Origin of the sequence: Sphaerisporangium sp. NPDC049002 (assembly GCF_040649355.1) — a bacterium.
In the GTDB taxonomy this organism is placed as follows: domain Bacteria; phylum Actinomycetota; class Actinomycetes; order Streptosporangiales; family Streptosporangiaceae; genus Sphaerisporangium.
The window spans coordinates 1-13,753 of sequence record NZ_JBEZFH010000029.1; the positions used below are offsets into that span (position 1 = coordinate 1).

Annotated in this window: 17 protein-coding genes; 15 read left to right on the top strand and 2 right to left on the bottom strand. The window is 71.4% G+C overall.

Annotated features, from left to right (window positions below; genetic code table 11):
- Window positions 1-82 precede the first annotated feature (82 nt).
- Together AB0B89_RS09115 and AB0B89_RS09120 are read right to left on the bottom strand one after the other, a co-directional pair.
- Window positions 83-1,297: an ABC transporter substrate-binding protein gene (locus AB0B89_RS09115; protein WP_358550259.1), complete on the bottom strand. Its 1,215-nt coding sequence runs from the start codon at window positions 1,295-1,297 to the stop codon at window positions 83-85.
- A 58-nt stretch (window positions 1,298-1,355) separates the two neighbouring features.
- On the bottom strand, window positions 1,356-2,393 hold the full coding sequence (locus tag AB0B89_RS09120) for an ABC transporter ATP-binding protein (RefSeq protein ID WP_358550261.1): 1,038 nt from the start codon (window positions 2,391-2,393) through the stop codon (window positions 1,356-1,358).
- An 87-nt stretch (window positions 2,394-2,480) separates the two neighbouring features.
- Here AB0B89_RS09120 and AB0B89_RS09125 point away from each other — a divergent pair, with 87 nt between their 5' ends.
- From AB0B89_RS09125 to AB0B89_RS09195, 15 genes are all read left to right on the top strand, one after another.
- The gene (locus AB0B89_RS09125) at window positions 2,481-3,203 is read left to right on the top strand and encodes an FCD domain-containing protein (RefSeq protein ID WP_358550263.1); all 723 of its coding nucleotides are present in this window, start codon (window positions 2,481-2,483) and stop codon (window positions 3,201-3,203) included.
- A gap of 7 nt (window positions 3,204-3,210) precedes the next feature.
- Window positions 3,211-3,936 (top strand): cache domain-containing protein, encoded by a 726-nt coding sequence (locus tag AB0B89_RS09130; RefSeq protein ID WP_358550265.1) that lies wholly within the window; start codon window positions 3,211-3,213, stop codon window positions 3,934-3,936.
- Window positions 3,926-4,270 carry a phosphoribosyl-AMP cyclohydrolase gene (gene hisI, locus AB0B89_RS09135; RefSeq protein WP_358550267.1) on the top strand — a complete coding sequence of 115 codons (345 nt, stop codon included), beginning with the start codon at window positions 3,926-3,928 and terminating at the stop codon, window positions 4,268-4,270. Before AB0B89_RS09130 ends, hisI begins: the two co-directional genes overlap by 11 nt.
- A 55-nt stretch (window positions 4,271-4,325) precedes the next feature.
- Window positions 4,326-5,030 carry a TIGR02234 family membrane protein gene (locus tag AB0B89_RS09140; protein WP_358550269.1) on the top strand — a complete coding sequence of 235 codons (705 nt, stop codon included), beginning with the start codon at window positions 4,326-4,328 and terminating at the stop codon, window positions 5,028-5,030.
- A 125-nt stretch (window positions 5,031-5,155) separates the two neighbouring features.
- Complete coding sequence (locus tag AB0B89_RS09145) at window positions 5,156-5,575, top strand: CD225/dispanin family protein (protein ID WP_358550271.1); 420 nt, start codon at window positions 5,156-5,158, stop codon at window positions 5,573-5,575.
- Complete coding sequence (locus AB0B89_RS09150; RefSeq protein WP_358550273.1) at window positions 5,575-6,012, top strand: DUF2752 domain-containing protein; 438 nt, start codon at window positions 5,575-5,577, stop codon at window positions 6,010-6,012. The genes AB0B89_RS09145 and AB0B89_RS09150 overlap by 1 nt, the downstream gene beginning before the upstream one ends.
- A 190-nt stretch (window positions 6,013-6,202) precedes the next feature.
- On the top strand, window positions 6,203-7,027 hold the full coding sequence (trpC, locus tag AB0B89_RS09155; RefSeq protein WP_358550275.1) for an indole-3-glycerol phosphate synthase TrpC: 825 nt from the start codon (window positions 6,203-6,205) through the stop codon (window positions 7,025-7,027).
- A 38-nt stretch (window positions 7,028-7,065) separates the two neighbouring features.
- A complete protein-coding gene (gene trpB, locus AB0B89_RS09160; protein ID WP_358550336.1) occupies window positions 7,066-8,265 on the top strand; it encodes a tryptophan synthase subunit beta in 1,200 nt (399 codons plus the stop codon).
- A 31-nt stretch (window positions 8,266-8,296) separates the two neighbouring features.
- A complete protein-coding gene (trpA, locus tag AB0B89_RS09165) occupies window positions 8,297-9,091 on the top strand; it encodes a tryptophan synthase subunit alpha (protein ID WP_358550277.1) in 795 nt (264 codons plus the stop codon).
- Between the two features lie 346 nt (window positions 9,092-9,437).
- On the top strand, window positions 9,438-10,016 hold the full coding sequence (locus AB0B89_RS09170; protein ID WP_358550280.1) for a MauE/DoxX family redox-associated membrane protein: 579 nt from the start codon (window positions 9,438-9,440) through the stop codon (window positions 10,014-10,016).
- Window positions 10,016-10,768, top strand: coding sequence for a thioredoxin domain-containing protein (locus AB0B89_RS09175; protein ID WP_358550282.1), 753 nt, complete (start codon window positions 10,016-10,018; stop codon window positions 10,766-10,768). Before AB0B89_RS09170 ends, AB0B89_RS09175 begins: the two co-directional genes overlap by 1 nt.
- Before the next feature lie 26 nt (window positions 10,769-10,794).
- Complete coding sequence (gene lgt, locus AB0B89_RS09180; protein ID WP_358550284.1) at window positions 10,795-11,937, top strand: prolipoprotein diacylglyceryl transferase; 1,143 nt, start codon at window positions 10,795-10,797, stop codon at window positions 11,935-11,937.
- Window positions 11,934-12,188, top strand: coding sequence for a hypothetical protein (locus AB0B89_RS09185; protein WP_358550286.1), 255 nt, complete (start codon window positions 11,934-11,936; stop codon window positions 12,186-12,188). Before lgt ends, AB0B89_RS09185 begins: the two co-directional genes overlap by 4 nt.
- On the top strand, window positions 12,185-12,994 hold the full coding sequence (locus AB0B89_RS09190) for a hypothetical protein (RefSeq protein WP_358550288.1): 810 nt from the start codon (window positions 12,185-12,187) through the stop codon (window positions 12,992-12,994). The genes AB0B89_RS09185 and AB0B89_RS09190 overlap by 4 nt, the downstream gene beginning before the upstream one ends.
- Window positions 12,995-13,005: 11 nt before the next feature.
- Window positions 13,006-13,656: a hypothetical protein gene (locus AB0B89_RS09195; protein ID WP_358550290.1), complete on the top strand. Its 651-nt coding sequence runs from the start codon at window positions 13,006-13,008 to the stop codon at window positions 13,654-13,656.
- Window positions 13,657-13,753 lie beyond the last annotated feature (97 nt).

A 13,753-nucleotide genomic window follows, 5' to 3' on the forward strand; every position in this document is an offset into this window, starting at 1 on the left:
CTTACCGACGGGGGCGGACGCGCGGGCGCCGCCCCGCCGGACGGGGACGCCGGGGCCTCCGGCCTCCCCGATGCGGAACCGATCACCCCTTGATCTCCGTCCACGCCCGGGTCCACTCCGAGTAGTCCTTGCACGTCACGTCCGTGCGGCCGTCCAGGCACTGGGCGATCGGGGTGGTCCAGAAGTGCACCTTGGAGAAGTAGGACTCGTCGGTGGCGTGGTAGGTGTCGCAGAAGCCCTTGTCGGCTGTCCGCGCGCACGCCTCGGAGTTCGAGGGCGCCTCACCGAACCACTCGGCCACCTGGGCGTTGGCCGTGGGCGAGATGATCCAGTCGAGCCACTTGTAGGCGCAGTTGGGGTGCTTGGCCTCGGCGGCGACCATCCAGGTGTCCGACCAGCCGGTGGAGCCCTCCTTGGGCAGCGTCGCCTTGACGGGCGCCTTGTCGGCTTCGACCAGGTTGGCGATGACCTGCCATGTCGTGCCCGCCACGGTGTCGCCGCTCTTGAACGACTGCACCGCCTTGGTGTAGTCCGACCAGTATTCGCCGATGTTCTGCTTCTGCTGCTTCAGCAGGTCGACCGCCGCCTGGAACTGCTTGTCGTCCAGGGCGTAGGGGTCCTTGATGCCGAGATCGGGCTTGGTGGCCATCAGGTACAGCGCGGCGTCGGCGATGTAGATGGGGGAGTCGTAGGCCGTCAGCTTGCCCTTGTACGGCGAGGCCGGGTCGAAGACCACGCCCCAGGAGTCCGGAGCCGGGGTGACCTTGTCGGTGCGCCACATGAGCAGGTTGGCGCCCCGGCCGTGCGGCACACCGTAGGCCACCCCGTTGACCGAGTTCCAGGGCTTGAGCTTCAGCCCCTCGAACACGTTCTTGTAGTTGGGGACCAGGTCGGTGTTGACCGGGGCGACGGTGCCGGAGGCGATCAGGCGCAGCGACGCGTCGCCCGAGGCGGACACGGCGTCGTACTCGCCGGTCTTCATCAGGTTCACCATCTCGTCGGAGGTGCCCGCGGTCTTGGTGTTGACCTTGCACCCGCTGGCCTGCTCGAAGGGATGGACCCAGTCGACCTTCGGGTCGTTGGAGCCGTCCTCGGCGTAGCCGGCCCAGGCGACCAGGTTGACCTGGCCCTCGCCGGCGCCGAGGCTCTTCGGCGCCTCCAGCTTGGGAGGGGTGAACCCGCTCTGGCCGGGGGCGGCCGAGCCGCCGCCGGCGGAAGTGCCGGTCGAGCCGCCACCGCAGGCGGCGGCGGCCAGCGCGAGCGCGGCGGTGGCGATCACGAGTCGAGTGGGCCGCATGATGGTTCTCCTTGAGAGATGGAGCGCGGTGCTGTACGGGATGAGGGGTGGCCCGCCGTCAGGAGGCGATGGCGAACTCGTGGCGGCGGTTCCAGACGAGCCGGGCACGGCTGCCGCGCAGGCCCGTCACCTCCATGGACGAGACCTCCAGGTTCTGCTGCAGGACGATCAGCCGCCCGCCCGCGTCAAGGTCGACGACGAACCGGGTCGCCGCCCCGGCGTACACCACCTCGGCAATGGTGCCGGTCGCGCTGTGGTCGTCCGCGCCGACGGGGGCGTCCACGTCGAGCACGAGGCGGAGCTTCTCCGGCCGCACGCTGAACGTGCCGTCCCTGCCGAGCACGGCCTTGGCCGCCTCGCCCGAGATCAGGTTGGAGGTGCCGACGAACCCGGCCACGAACGGCGTCGAGGGCCGCTCGTAGACCTCGGCGGGGGTGCCGACCTGCTCGATGCGTCCCCGGTCGAACACCGCGATCCGGTCGCTCATGGTCAGGGCCTCCTCCTGGTCGTGGGTGACGAACAGGAACGTGATGCCGACCTCGCGCTGGATCTCCTTCAGCTCGACCTGCATCTGTTCGCGGAGCTTGAGGTCGAGGGCCCCGAGCGGCTCGTCGAGCAACAGGACACGGGGCCGGTTGACCAGGGCCCTCGCGAGGGCGACGCGCTGGCGCTGCCCACCGGACAGCTGGGCCGGCCGCCGCCTGTCGAACCCCTCCAGCCGGACGGAGCGCAGGGCCGCCACCGCCCGCTCGCGCCGCTCGGCCCTGCCGACCTTCTTGACCCGCAGGCCGTACTCCACGTTGTCCAGCACGCTCATGTGCGGGAAGAGCGCGTAGTCCTGGAACACCGTGTTGACGTCCCGCTCGAAGGGGGCGAGGCGGGTGACGTCGTGGCCGCCGAGCTCGACCGCGCCGGCGGTGGGGGTCTCGAAGCCCGCGATCATGCGGAGCACGGTGGTCTTGCCGGACCCGGACGGGCCCAGCATCGCGAAGAACTCGCCGTCGGCGACCTCAAGGTCGACCCCGGCGACGGCCTCCACCGGCCCGAAGCTCTTGCTCAGGCCGCGCAACCGTACCGCCACGTTGTGATCTGGCATGAAGGAAAACCTATGGGGTTAAATGTTTCGCGGTGATGCACGATCCGGTATCACTGTGGTTAAGGCGGCAGAGGGGCGGACACGGGCATGAACACCGCTCACGTGGCCGTCTTCTCCCCGCTCGACAGCACCGCCCGGGTGGACGCCGTCGTGCGCCGCCTCGCCGACGCGATCGCCCTCGGGCTGCTGGCCGACGGCGAGCAACTCCCGAGCGAGGCCGAGCTCGCCGGACGGCTCGGGGTGTCCACCGTGACCCTGCGCGAGGCGCTCATGGCCCTGCGGCAGCGCGATCTGGTCGAGACCCGCCGGGGCCGCGGCGGCGGCAGCTTCGTCCGCGTCCCGCCCGACCCGTCCGGCGCCGAGTTCGAGGTACGGCTGCGCGCGTACTCCGTGGGGGAGCTGCGCGACCTCGGCGACCACTACGCCGCCATCGCGGGCGCCGCGGCACGGCTCGCGGCGCAGCGGTCGCTGCCGGAGGACCTCGCGCCCCTGTGGCGGTCCGTCGAGGAGATGGCCACCGCGTCCGACGCCCGGCTCAGACGGGTCGAGGGGCGCTTCCACATCGAGGTGGCGGCGGCATCGCAGTCGGCGCGGCTCACCCAGGAGGAGATCCGGTTACAGGCTGACATCGGACCCTTGCTCTGGCTTCCCCGGGCGGGCGCGACCAGGCACGATGAGGTGATGGCAGAGCACCGCGCCATCGCCGCGGCCGTCCAGCGGGGCGACGCGGGCGAGGCCCGCGACCTGGCCGAGCGGCACGTGCTCGACGCCGTCGAGCACCTCATCGAGCTCCGGCTCCTCGAAACGTGACGGGATCATGGCGACGACGGTTGAGGACGAGGCCGGCGCGGCCGTCGCCCGGGCGTGCCTGACCGTCAGCGACACCGCCGAGCGGGTGTTCCACTCCCTGCGCGAGGTCCGCGCCGCCGCCGCCGAGCGGATTCTGGTTGTACGGCGCGGCGGGCGCGCGCCGGTGACCGCCGACCTCGCGGCGCTGCGCCCGCTGCTGTTCGGGCACCTCGGCGCGCTGATCGCCGGCATCGGCTTCATCGCCGCCCCCGGCCTGCTCGCCGACGCGCCGTGGTACCTCGAATGGTGGCAGGACAACCCCGGCGGCGCCCCCATGCAGCTCCTACGCGACCTGGACCCCGCGAGCAGCGCCTTCTACGACTACACCCACTGGGACTGGTTCGCCGGTCCGCACGCGGGGGCCGAGCGCACCGTCTGCGGCCCCTACGTCGACTACCTGTGCACCGACGAGTACAGCCTCACGCTGTCGGTCCCCGTGCTGGTCGAGGGCGCCTTCGTCGGCGTGGCGGCGGCGGACGTGTTCGTGCGGGCCTTCGAGGGGGCCGTGACCCCCGCGCTGAGACGGATCCCGGCGCCGGCCCTGCTGGTGAACGCCTCGGGACGCGTCGTCGCCTCCACGACGGCCAAGTGGCTGGCGGGTTCGGTCTACAGGGGAGCGACGGGTTTCACGGCATACCCCTGCGGTGACCTGCCCCTGCGCCTGGTTGCGGCAGAATTGCCCTATGCCTCTTGACCAGAAGATCGCGGACCGCCTGAAGCGCACCCCGGACGGGCTGGTGCCCGCGGTCGTCCAGCAGCACGACACCGGCGAGGTGCTGATGCTGGCCTGGATGGACGACGAGGCGCTGCACCGCACGCTGACCACCGGCCGTGCCACCTACTGGTCGCGCAGCCGGGGCTCCTACTGGGTGAAGGGCGAGACCTCCGGTCACGTCCAGTGGGTCAGGCACGTCGCCCTCGACTGCGACGGCGACACGATCCTGCTCAAGGTCGACCAGGTCGGGGCGGCCTGCCACACCGGCGACCGCACCTGCTTCGACGCCGGCGTGCTGGAGGTGTCCGCATGACCCCGGCCGCGCGTGCGGGCGTCCCGGCGGCCCTCGCAGCGCCGGAGGCGGCGCGATGACGGTCACCGCTCCGGTCCGTACGAGCCCCGCGCGGCGCGCCCTGATGGCGTGGGTGGCCGCCGGCGCGGCCGGAGCGGTGTCGGCCCTGGTCGCCGCCGGGCGCACCTGGGCGAGCGTGACCTTCTCCGGCGATCCGGGCGGCGTCCACGCGGAGCCCGTGGCGCTGGCCGGAGGCGACGTGGCGCCCGTGCTGAGCCCGCTGGCCCTGGCCTCGCTGGCCGCGGTGGTCGCCGTGCTCGCGGCCCGGGGGCCGTGGCGCAGGCTGATCGGCGCGCTGATCGCCCTGTTCGGCGCCTCGATCGTCGTGGCCTCGTGGCAGGGTGTCCGGTCCTCGCACCTCGTCTCCATCGCGTGGGAGCGCACGACGCTCTCCGGACTCTCCGGCGCGGACCAGGTGGTCGTGTCGGCCGCCTGGGCCTGGCCGGGCGTCGCCACGGCGGGCGGTCTCGTCCTGCTGGCCGCGGGGGTGCTCGCCGTGCTGCGCGGCGCCATGTGGCCCGGCATGTCCGACCGCTACGATCGCTCCGCGCCCTCCCTTGGAGGCGCGAGCCGCACCGGCTCCGCGCCGGCCCCCGAGCGGTCCGGACGCGCCGAGAGAGCACTGTGGGACGCGCTCGACCGTGGCGTCGACCCTACCGACGTTCCGGCGGACGACCGCACCGGGCGTGGTGCCGGAGGGCGAGACGGAGCAACCGGATGAGTAACGCGAACGTGTCGATCTCCATGACAAGTTGCCCACAAAGTGCGACTTCGGCCCTTCGTGTCTCCGGACATCGCTATGCTTCCGCAGCGCAACACGCACATTGACGTCACGGGAGCCATTCAATGAGTTACGGGAATCAGCCGGGCAATCCTGAGGATCACAACCCTCAGCCCGGTGGGGGGTACGGCCAGCAGGGCGGGGGATACGGACAGGGCGGTTACCCGCCTCCGGGGGGTGGCTACGGCCAGCAGCCCCCCGGAGGCGCGCCGACCCCGCCGGACAACCACCTGGTCGCCGCGATCCTCACCACGCTGTTCTGCTGTCTTCCTTTCGGCATCGTGTCGATCGTGAAGTCGTCGCAGGTCAACTCGAAGTGGGCGGTCGGGGACTACCAGGGTGCCATCGCCGCGTCGCAGGAGGCGAAGACCTGGTGGAAGAGGGCGCTGATCTGGGGCATCGTGGTCGACGTGGTCGTGGTGGTGGTCTACGTCGTCCTCTTCGCCGTGATCTTCAGCGCTGGAAACGTCAGCTACAACTACTGATGACCTCGCACGCGGAGCACGCTGGGAGGCGCGGTGCGGACCGGATACGGTCCCTGCTCGCGCCTCTCGGTGCCGCGGCGCTCACGGGGGCGGTCTTCACCTACGTCGGCGCGGTCGACCCGAACGCGCCGGGTCACTACCCGACCTGCCCGTTCCTGTTCGTCACGGGGCTCTACTGCCCCGGCTGCGGCACGCTGCGCACCATCCATGCCCTGGCCCACGGCGACGTGGTGGCGGCCCTCGGGCTCAATCCCCTCGCCGTGGCCACCATCCCGTTCCTGCTGTTCTGGTGGGGCCGGTGGACCCTGCGCACCTGGCAGGGCAGGCCCGCCCGCACGACCCTGGCCCATCCGGCCTACATCTGGGCGTTCCTCGCGCTCGTCATCGTCTACTGGATCGTGAGAAATCTGCCTTTCGGCAGCTTCCTGGCGCCATGACGCCCCGAGATCAGGGACCCTGTGGCGAGGCGGTGGCGGTAAGCCCGATACCATCGGCAGGGCAAGGTCGGGAGAGGATGCCGGCCCCCAGCCCGATCAGTTGATCGGGTGGCAGGGCGTCCTCTGACCCGCAAGCAACAGTCGACCGGAGGGACCCTGATCGGGTGAGCGAGCCAAGCGAGGAGATCAAGTGAGCGTGCTCGACGAGATCCTGGACGGCGTGCGCGCCGACCTCGCCGATCGGCAGCAGACCGTGTCGCTGGCGGAGCTCAAGGACCGCTCCCGGCGGGCACCGGCCGCCAGGGACGCGTACGCCGCTCTGGGCGGCGACAAGGTCTCCGTCATCGCCGAGGTGAAGCGATCCAGCCCGTCCAAGGGCGCGCTGGCGGCGATCGCCGACCCCGCCGCCCTCGCGGGCGACTACGAGGCGGGCGGCGCCCACGTCATCAGCGTGCTGACCGAGCGGCGCAGGTTCGGCGGCAGTCTCGAAGACCTGGCGGCGGTGCGCGCGGCCGTCGACATCCCCATCCTGCGCAAGGACTTCGTCGTCACCTCCTACCAGCTGTGGGAGGCGCGGGCCCATGGCGCCGACCTGGCGCTGCTCATCGTCGCGGCCCTCGATCAGAACGCCTTGGTGTCCCTGATCGAACGGGCCGAGTCGATCGGCCTGGCGCCGCTGGTGGAGGTGCATACTGAGGAGGAGCTCGACCGGGCGCTGGAGGCGGGTGCGAAGATCATCGGTATCAACGCGCGGAACCTCAAGACCCTTGAGGTCGACCGCGACGTCTTCGCCCGCATCGCGCCCAAGATTCCTGACGGCGTGCTGAAGATCGCCGAGTCCGGTGTGCGCGGCCCGCACGACCTGCTGGCCTACGCCCGGGCGGGCGCCGACGCCGTGCTGGTCGGCGAGAGCCTGGTCACCGGCAAGGACCCCAGGGCCGCCGTGGTGGACCTGGTCACCGCGGGGGCTCACCCCGCTTCGCGACTCGACAACGGACCCGAGAGGCAGCAGTGACGATCGCAGAAGGCCCTCTGATCACCACGGCCGACCTCGTGGGCAACGCGGCGGGCGACGACCCCGACGTCCACGGCCGTTTCGGTGTGTTCGGCGGACGTTTCGTGCCCGAGGCGCTGATCCCGGCCCTCGACGAGGTCGCCCGGGTCTACCAGGACGCGAAGAACGACCCCGAGTTCCTGCGCGAGTTCGACCACCTGCTGCGCACGTACGCCGGCCGGCCGACCATCATCACCGAGGTGCGGCGGTTCAGCGAGGTGGCGGGCGGGGCCCGCGTGCTGCTCAAGCGCGAGGACCTGACGCACACCGGCGCCCACAAGATCAACAATGTGCTGGGCCAGGCCCTGCTCACCAAGCGCCTCGGCAAGACGCGCGTCATCGCCGAGACCGGCGCGGGCCAGCACGGCGTCGCGACCGCGACCGCCTGCGCGCTCATGGGCCTCGAATGCGTCATCTACATGGGCGAGGTCGACTGCGAGCGCCAGGCGCTCAACGTCGCCCGCATGAAGCTCCTCGGCGCGACCGTCGTCCCGGTCGGCAACGGCAGCCGCACCCTCAAGGACGCCATCAACGAGGCGTTCCGCGACTGGGTGACCAACGTCGACACCACGCACTACCTGTTCGGCACGGTGGCGGGGCCGGCCCCGTTCCCCGAGATCGTCCGTGACTTCGCGCGCGTCATCGGCGTCGAGGCCCGGCGCCAGGTCCTGGAGCTCACCGGCCGGCTGCCCGACGCCGTAGCGGCGGCCGTCGGCGGCGGCTCCAACGCCATCGGCGTCTTCCACGCCTTCATCGGCGACGAGGGCGTCGCGCTCCACGGCTACGAGGCCGCCGGGCACGGCGTCGAGAGCGGCGAGCACGCCCTCACCCTCACCGAGGGCTCGATCGGCGTCCTGCACGGCTCCCGCACCTACGTCCTGCAAGACGACGAGGGCCAGACCATCGAGTCCCACTCGATCTCCGCGGGCCTCGACTACCCCGGGGTCGGCCCCGAGCACGCCTGGCTGAAGGACTCCGGCCGCGCGAGCTACCACGGCGTCACCGACGACGAGGCGATGGAGGCGTTCTCCCTGCTCGCCCGCACCGAGGGCATCATCCCGGCCATCGAGTCCTCGCACGCGCTCGCCGGCACGATCAAGCTCGGCCGGGAGCTCGGCCCCGAGGCGACCATCCTGGTCAACCTCTCGGGCCGGGGCGACAAGGACATGGGCACCGCCATGAAGTACTTCAACCTGTAGGCCCCAGAAACTGTAAGCGGGACTCCCTGACATGACGACTCTTCAGACGGTGTTCGAGAAGGCACGGGCCGACAAGCGGGCCGCCCTGGTCGGATACCTTCCGGCCGGCTTCCCCACCAAGGACGGCGCCATCGCCGCCGCGACGGCCATGGTGGAGGCGGGCTGTGACGTCATCGAGATCGGCCTGCCGTACTCCGATCCGCTGATGGACGGTCCCACCATCCAGGATGCCGTGCACCGGGCGCTGACCAACGGCACCCGCATCGCCGACGTCATGCACACCGTCGAGGCGGTGGCCAAGGCCGGCGCCGCCGTGCTGGTCATGACCTACTGGAACCCGATCGACCGCTACGGCGCCGAGCGCTTCGCCCGCGACCTCGCCAACGCCGGGGGCACGGGCACCATCACCCCCGACCTCACGCCCGAGGAGGCCGGGCCCTGGTGCTCCTTCAGCGCCGCGGCGGGCATCGACACGGTGTTCCTGGTCGCTCCCAGCTCCCCTGACGAGCGCATCCAGGCCGTGGCCGACTGCTGCACCGGTTTCGTCTACGCCGCCTCCCTCATGGGGGTCACCGGCGCGCGCGCGAGCGTCAGCGCGGCGGCCGAGGGCCTGGTGAAGCGCAGCCGCGCCCACACCGACCTGCCGGTCTGCGTGGGGCTCGGCGTCGGCACCGGCGCCCAGGCCGCGGAGGTCGCGGGCTACGCCGACGGCGTCATCGTGGGGTCGGCGTTCATCCGCCGCCTGCTCGACGCCCCCGACGAGGCCTCCGGCCTCGCGGCGGTCCGCGAGCTCACCGCCGAGATGGCGGCCGGCGTACGCGCCTGAAGTCTCCGGCGGCCCGCTGTGCCGGTCCGCGTAGGCGGTCTGAGGCTCCGGCGGGCCGTGGCGCCGGCCGGAGTACGTACCTGAGGCTCCTCCGGCCGCCGCCCGCGGGCGGCGGCCGGGGTACGTGCCCGAGTCTCCGGCCGCCTCTTCCTCCCCACGTCCCGGCCCCGCGAATCCTGAAGTCAGGGCCGTTTACCAGGCGCTTATCGCGGTCATGATGGGCTAGTCAACCGGTACCCTTCGGCCGAACGCCTGTATCGGGCTGGACGCTCGACGTCCCGGTGCCAGACGAGTCCACGCGTGGTTCGTTTCGCGGACCGGCCTGTTCCTGGACAAGGAGACGAGAATGCTGGTGACTTCCAAGGAGCCCGCGCCAATGGGGTCGCTTTACGTGCGCCCGGCGGTACCCTGGGTGACGACCGTCGCCCGGCTGGTGGTCGCGGGCGTGCTGATCGCGGCCGGGTGGCTGAAGATCGGCACCCCCGCTCTCTCCGTCCAGGCCGTGAAGGCCTACGAGCTACTGCCGGTGCCGGTCGCCACCGCGGTGGGCTACGGCCTGCCGATCGTTGAGATCGTCGTTGGGGTGTTGCTTGTTGTCGGGCTGCTCACGCGTGCGGCGGGTGTCGTCTCCGCGCTGCTCATGCTGGTCTTCGTGGTCGGCATCGCTTCGGCGTGGGCGCGTGGCCTGCGCATCGATTGCGGATGCTTCGGCGGCGGCGGCAAGCTGGCGGAGGGGAAGAGCCCGGGCTACCTGTGGGAGATCCTCCGGGACGGCGGGTTGTTCCTGCTGGGAGCCTGGATCGTCCGATTCGCGCCCGGCCGCCTCTCGCTCGACTCCGCGCTGGGGCTGGCCCCCGCGAGCGAGCCGCACGCCGACGTCGACGATATCGAGGGCGACGAGCCCCGCATGAAGGAGAGTCTCTGATGGGAAAGGCCGCGCGGGATCTCTCCGCGCGCGAGCGCATCAAGTCGCAGCGCGAGCAGGAGCGCAAGCAGCAGCAGCGCAGGCGCCTCGCCACCGTGGTGACCGTGGTGATCGTGGCGATCGCCGTCATCGGCGGTGCCTGGTGGTATGTCCAGTCGGGCAAGTCCGAGACGCTCAGCGGGCAGCTCGCGCCGATCACCCTGCAGTCCGACGGCTCCAGGGTCATGGCGAAGCCGGGCGTCGACAAGCCCGTGCTCGACATCTACGAGGACTTCCAGTGTCCCGCCTGCCAGGCCTTCGAGCAGTCGAGCTCCGCGACCGTGAAGAACATGGCGGCGGCGGGCCAGGTGAAGGTCGTCTACCACGCGGTGAACATCTTCACCAACGAGCCCACGCACGGGAACACCGTCCGCGCGTCCTCGGCCGCCCGGTGCGTGCCCGACGGCAAGCAGTGGATGGCCTTCCACGACAGGCTGTTCAAGGAGCAGCCCCCCGAGACCAAGCCCGGCTTCGCGATCGACGACCTGGTCAAGTGGGGCAAGGAGTCCGGGGTCACCGACCCGAACTTCGAGTCCTGCGTGAGGAGCCAGAAGGAGGCCGCGGCCCAGGCCGACTACAACAAGAAGCTCGGGGAAACCGGCGCCTTCGCCAAGGGCACGCCCACGCTGCGGCTCAACGGCAAGGAGGTCGACAACAGCATCTCCTTCAGCCCGTCGTCGCTCCGCAAGGCCATCCTTGATGCCGCGAAGTAGGCCCGGAAACGGTAACGTCACCTGACATGCCCCTGGCCTCCTTTCCCAGCCCGTCAGAAGGGGTCTGGTACCTCGGACCGATCCCTCTGCGGGCCTACGCTTTCTGCATCGTGCTCGGCGTCATCGTCGCCGTCTGGATGGGCGAGCGCCGATGGCGCGCCCGTGGCGGCGAGCCCGGCACGATCACCGACCTGGCCGTCTGGGCCGTACCCTTCGGCCTGGTCGGCGGGCGGCTCTACCACGTCGTCACCGACTGGCAGCTGTATTTCGGGGCCGACGCCCCCAACCGGCCGATCGACGCGCTCTACATCTGGCACGGCGGCCTCGGCATCTGGGGCGCGGTCGCGCTCGGTGGCGTCGGGGTGTGGATCGCCTGCCGCAGGCGCGGCATCTCGCTGTCGGCGGTGGCCGACACGGTGGCGCCCGGCATCGCGGTGGCGCAGGCCATCGGGCGCTGGGGCAACTACTTCAACCAGGAGCTGTTCGGCGGCCCCACCACGCTGCCGTGGGCCGTGGAGATCGATCCGGGCCGTCCCGGCACGATCCCCGGCGTGACGACCTACCATCCCGCGTTCCTCTACGAGTTCCTGTGGGATCTGGCCGTCGCCGGCGTGCTCATCTGGGCCGGCAAGCGGTACGGGCTGCGCCACGCCAGGCTGTTCGCGCTCTACGTCGCGGGTTACACCCTGGGCCGCTTCTGGATCGAGGGCATGCGGGTCGATCCCGCGCACCACATCCTCGGCCTGCGGCTGAACCAGTGGACCGCCGTGGTCATCTTCATCGGCGCGCTGGTCTACTTCTGGGTCACCAGGAACAAGACCACAGAGGAGGTCGTGGTGCCGGGGTCCGCCTCCGGCGACGGCTTCGATCCCGCGCATCCCGCCGACCAGGCCGACGAGCACGAGCTCGCCGGGGCGTCGTCCCCGGAGACCACCGTCGCACTGACGGCCGAGGCCGGCTCGTCCGCCGATCCGGCCCATCCGGCGAGCCAGGCCGACGCCGCCGAGGCCCAGGCCCCGGCCACGCGCGAGCCCGAGGCCCCGGTCACGGTCGCTGACAAGAGCGCGGAGACCCCGCCTGCGGGCGACGCCGGTCGTAAGGCCGGGGGCGAGAAGTCGCACGAGGCCCCCGCGCCTGCCGTGCCGGACTCGGAGGCGAATTCACGATGATCCAGGGCGGCTCCTCGGGGGGGCACGCCGAGATCCACCACAAGCACCGAGACGTGACCGGCGGATGGCTCCGTCCGGCCGTGTCCGGTGCCATGGACGGTCTGGTGCCGAACTTCGCCCTCATCGCCCGTGACGCGGGAGGCGGCGCGGGCACCAGGGTCGTCGCCCTCTCGTCGTCTCTGTTCCTCACCATGGGCGCGGGCGCCCTGACGTCCGCTCTCGGCACGCTCCTTGGCGCCGGCGGCCTGTGAGCGCGCGCAGCAAGAGACGCCGGTCCTCCTTCGAGGTCGAGGCCCTGTCCGAGCGGGGTCTGAGCGAGAAGCATCAGCGGATCCTGTTCGCCGTGGGCACGGTTCTGGTCGTGCTCGTGGGCGGCTTCGGTCTCACCGCCATCGTCAGCACCCTCGGCGTCTCGCAGCCGCCCCCCGACCAGAGCACGGAGGCGGACACGATCGGCCTTCCCCACCCCGACGAGTACCAGGCCTGGGTGTCGCCCAAGCTGTTCAGCCCGATCGCCGACCGCAGGGCCGACGGGGCTCCGCTGCGGGCCGAGGAGGTCTTCGGCGTCAAGACGCTGACGAGCGGCAAGCTGACCCTCAAGCTGGTCGGCCGCCGCCTCGACGGCGCCTGCGCGCCCGTCACCTGGGGCGGGGGAGTGCTCGCCAAGCTCGCCGGCACCGGCTGCACCCAGGCGGTCCGGGGGCTCTACCTCAGCGCGGACCGCCGCTACGTCGCCCAGTACACCCTGTTCAACATGGCGAGCTCCACGGCCGCCGACGGTTTCGTGCGGGAGATGTCCACTCTTTACCGGGGAGGCGGGTGGGTCCGCCCGCTGGAGTCCAGGGCGGCCTCGTTCGTGCCCGACGGCTACACCGAGGCCAGCGGTCACGCGATGGGGCACTACGCCGGGTTCGTGTGGGTCGGCCGGGCGGACGGCCGGGAGCCGGCGCCCAAGGAGGACTTCGTGTCGCTGATCCTGGGCGTCAGGGGCGCCGAGAAGGCGATCTACCGACGCGTCGTCGCCGTCACCGGGCCCTCGGCACCCCCCGCGAAGTAGGCTCAATGGCCATGCCCAGCCGCACCTTGATCGCCGTGGCCGCCGTCGGCGTGCTCGCCGTGGCCGGGGCGGTCCTTTTCGTCGTCACGAGCCCCGAGACGGGCCCGATCCCCGCGCGGTTCCGCGGCGAGCGCACGTCAGCCCTGTACGCCCCCATCGCCACCCGGGCGCGCGATCCCCGCACGCCGAGCGAGCAGGAGGTGTTCGGGCAGGCCGCCGGGCTCACCTCGTCGGGCGTGACCATGGAGCGCCGGCAGGTCACGGTCTCCTCCGACTGCGCCGGGGTGGTGTGGGGGAGCGGCCCGGCCGCCGCTCTCACCGGGTGCGCCCAGGTCCTGCGCGCGAGCTTCGCCAGCGCGGACGGCGGGGTCTCGGGCCAGTACGCCGTCTTCGACCTGGCCGACGGCGCCTCGGCCGACAGGCTCGTGGCGGCGCTCGATCCCAAGGACGGCGACGGGTTCCTGCGGCTCGCGCCCGGCCAGCCGCAGTCGTTCGACGCCGGCCACAGCCGGGCGGAGGTACGGGCGCTCGGCCATTTCGTCGTCGTGAACTGGGTCGGCCCCGTCGGCGACGAGGGCCGGGCCGATCTCACCTACCCCCAGCTCGCCCTGGAGACCCTCGGCGGGTTCGTCCAGCGGCGCGTCCTGGACGCCGGCGACTGACCGATCCTTGACCGGATCCTGACCCCTTTCTGGGCACCTCCGGTGTTCCTGACCTGGAATAACACCTTTCCATGTGACGTTGGAGTCACTGCGGCCT

Excerpts from the sequence above, each read along its gene's own strand:
- AB0B89_RS09125 (WP_358550263.1), top strand. The coding sequence starts at position 2,481 with ATGAACACCGCTCACGTGGCCGTCTTCTCCCCGCTCGACAGCACCGCC.
- AB0B89_RS09195 (WP_358550290.1), top strand. The coding sequence starts at position 13,006 with ATGCCCAGCCGCACCTTGATCGCCGTGGCCGCCGTCGGCGTGCTCGCC.
- AB0B89_RS09150 (WP_358550273.1), top strand. The coding sequence starts at position 5,575 with ATGACCTCGCACGCGGAGCACGCTGGGAGGCGCGGTGCGGACCGGATA.
- lgt (WP_358550284.1), top strand. The coding sequence starts at position 10,795 with ATGCCCCTGGCCTCCTTTCCCAGCCCGTCAGAAGGGGTCTGGTACCTC.
- AB0B89_RS09140 (WP_358550269.1), top strand. The coding sequence starts at position 4,326 with ATGACGGTCACCGCTCCGGTCCGTACGAGCCCCGCGCGGCGCGCCCTG.
- AB0B89_RS09145 (WP_358550271.1), top strand. The coding sequence starts at position 5,156 with ATGAGTTACGGGAATCAGCCGGGCAATCCTGAGGATCACAACCCTCAG.
- trpA (WP_358550277.1), top strand. The coding sequence starts at position 8,297 with ATGACGACTCTTCAGACGGTGTTCGAGAAGGCACGGGCCGACAAGCGG.
- hisI (WP_358550267.1), top strand. The coding sequence starts at position 3,926 with ATGCCTCTTGACCAGAAGATCGCGGACCGCCTGAAGCGCACCCCGGAC.
- AB0B89_RS09130 (WP_358550265.1), top strand. The coding sequence starts at position 3,211 with ATGGCGACGACGGTTGAGGACGAGGCCGGCGCGGCCGTCGCCCGGGCG.
- AB0B89_RS09185 (WP_358550286.1), top strand. The coding sequence starts at position 11,934 with ATGATCCAGGGCGGCTCCTCGGGGGGGCACGCCGAGATCCACCACAAG.
- AB0B89_RS09170 (WP_358550280.1), top strand. The coding sequence starts at position 9,438 with ATGCTGGTGACTTCCAAGGAGCCCGCGCCAATGGGGTCGCTTTACGTG.
- AB0B89_RS09175 (WP_358550282.1), top strand. The coding sequence starts at position 10,016 with ATGGGAAAGGCCGCGCGGGATCTCTCCGCGCGCGAGCGCATCAAGTCG.
- AB0B89_RS09115 (WP_358550259.1), bottom strand. The coding sequence starts at position 1,297 with ATGCGGCCCACTCGACTCGTGATCGCCACCGCCGCGCTCGCGCTGGCC.
- AB0B89_RS09120 (WP_358550261.1), bottom strand. The coding sequence starts at position 2,393 with ATGCCAGATCACAACGTGGCGGTACGGTTGCGCGGCCTGAGCAAGAGC.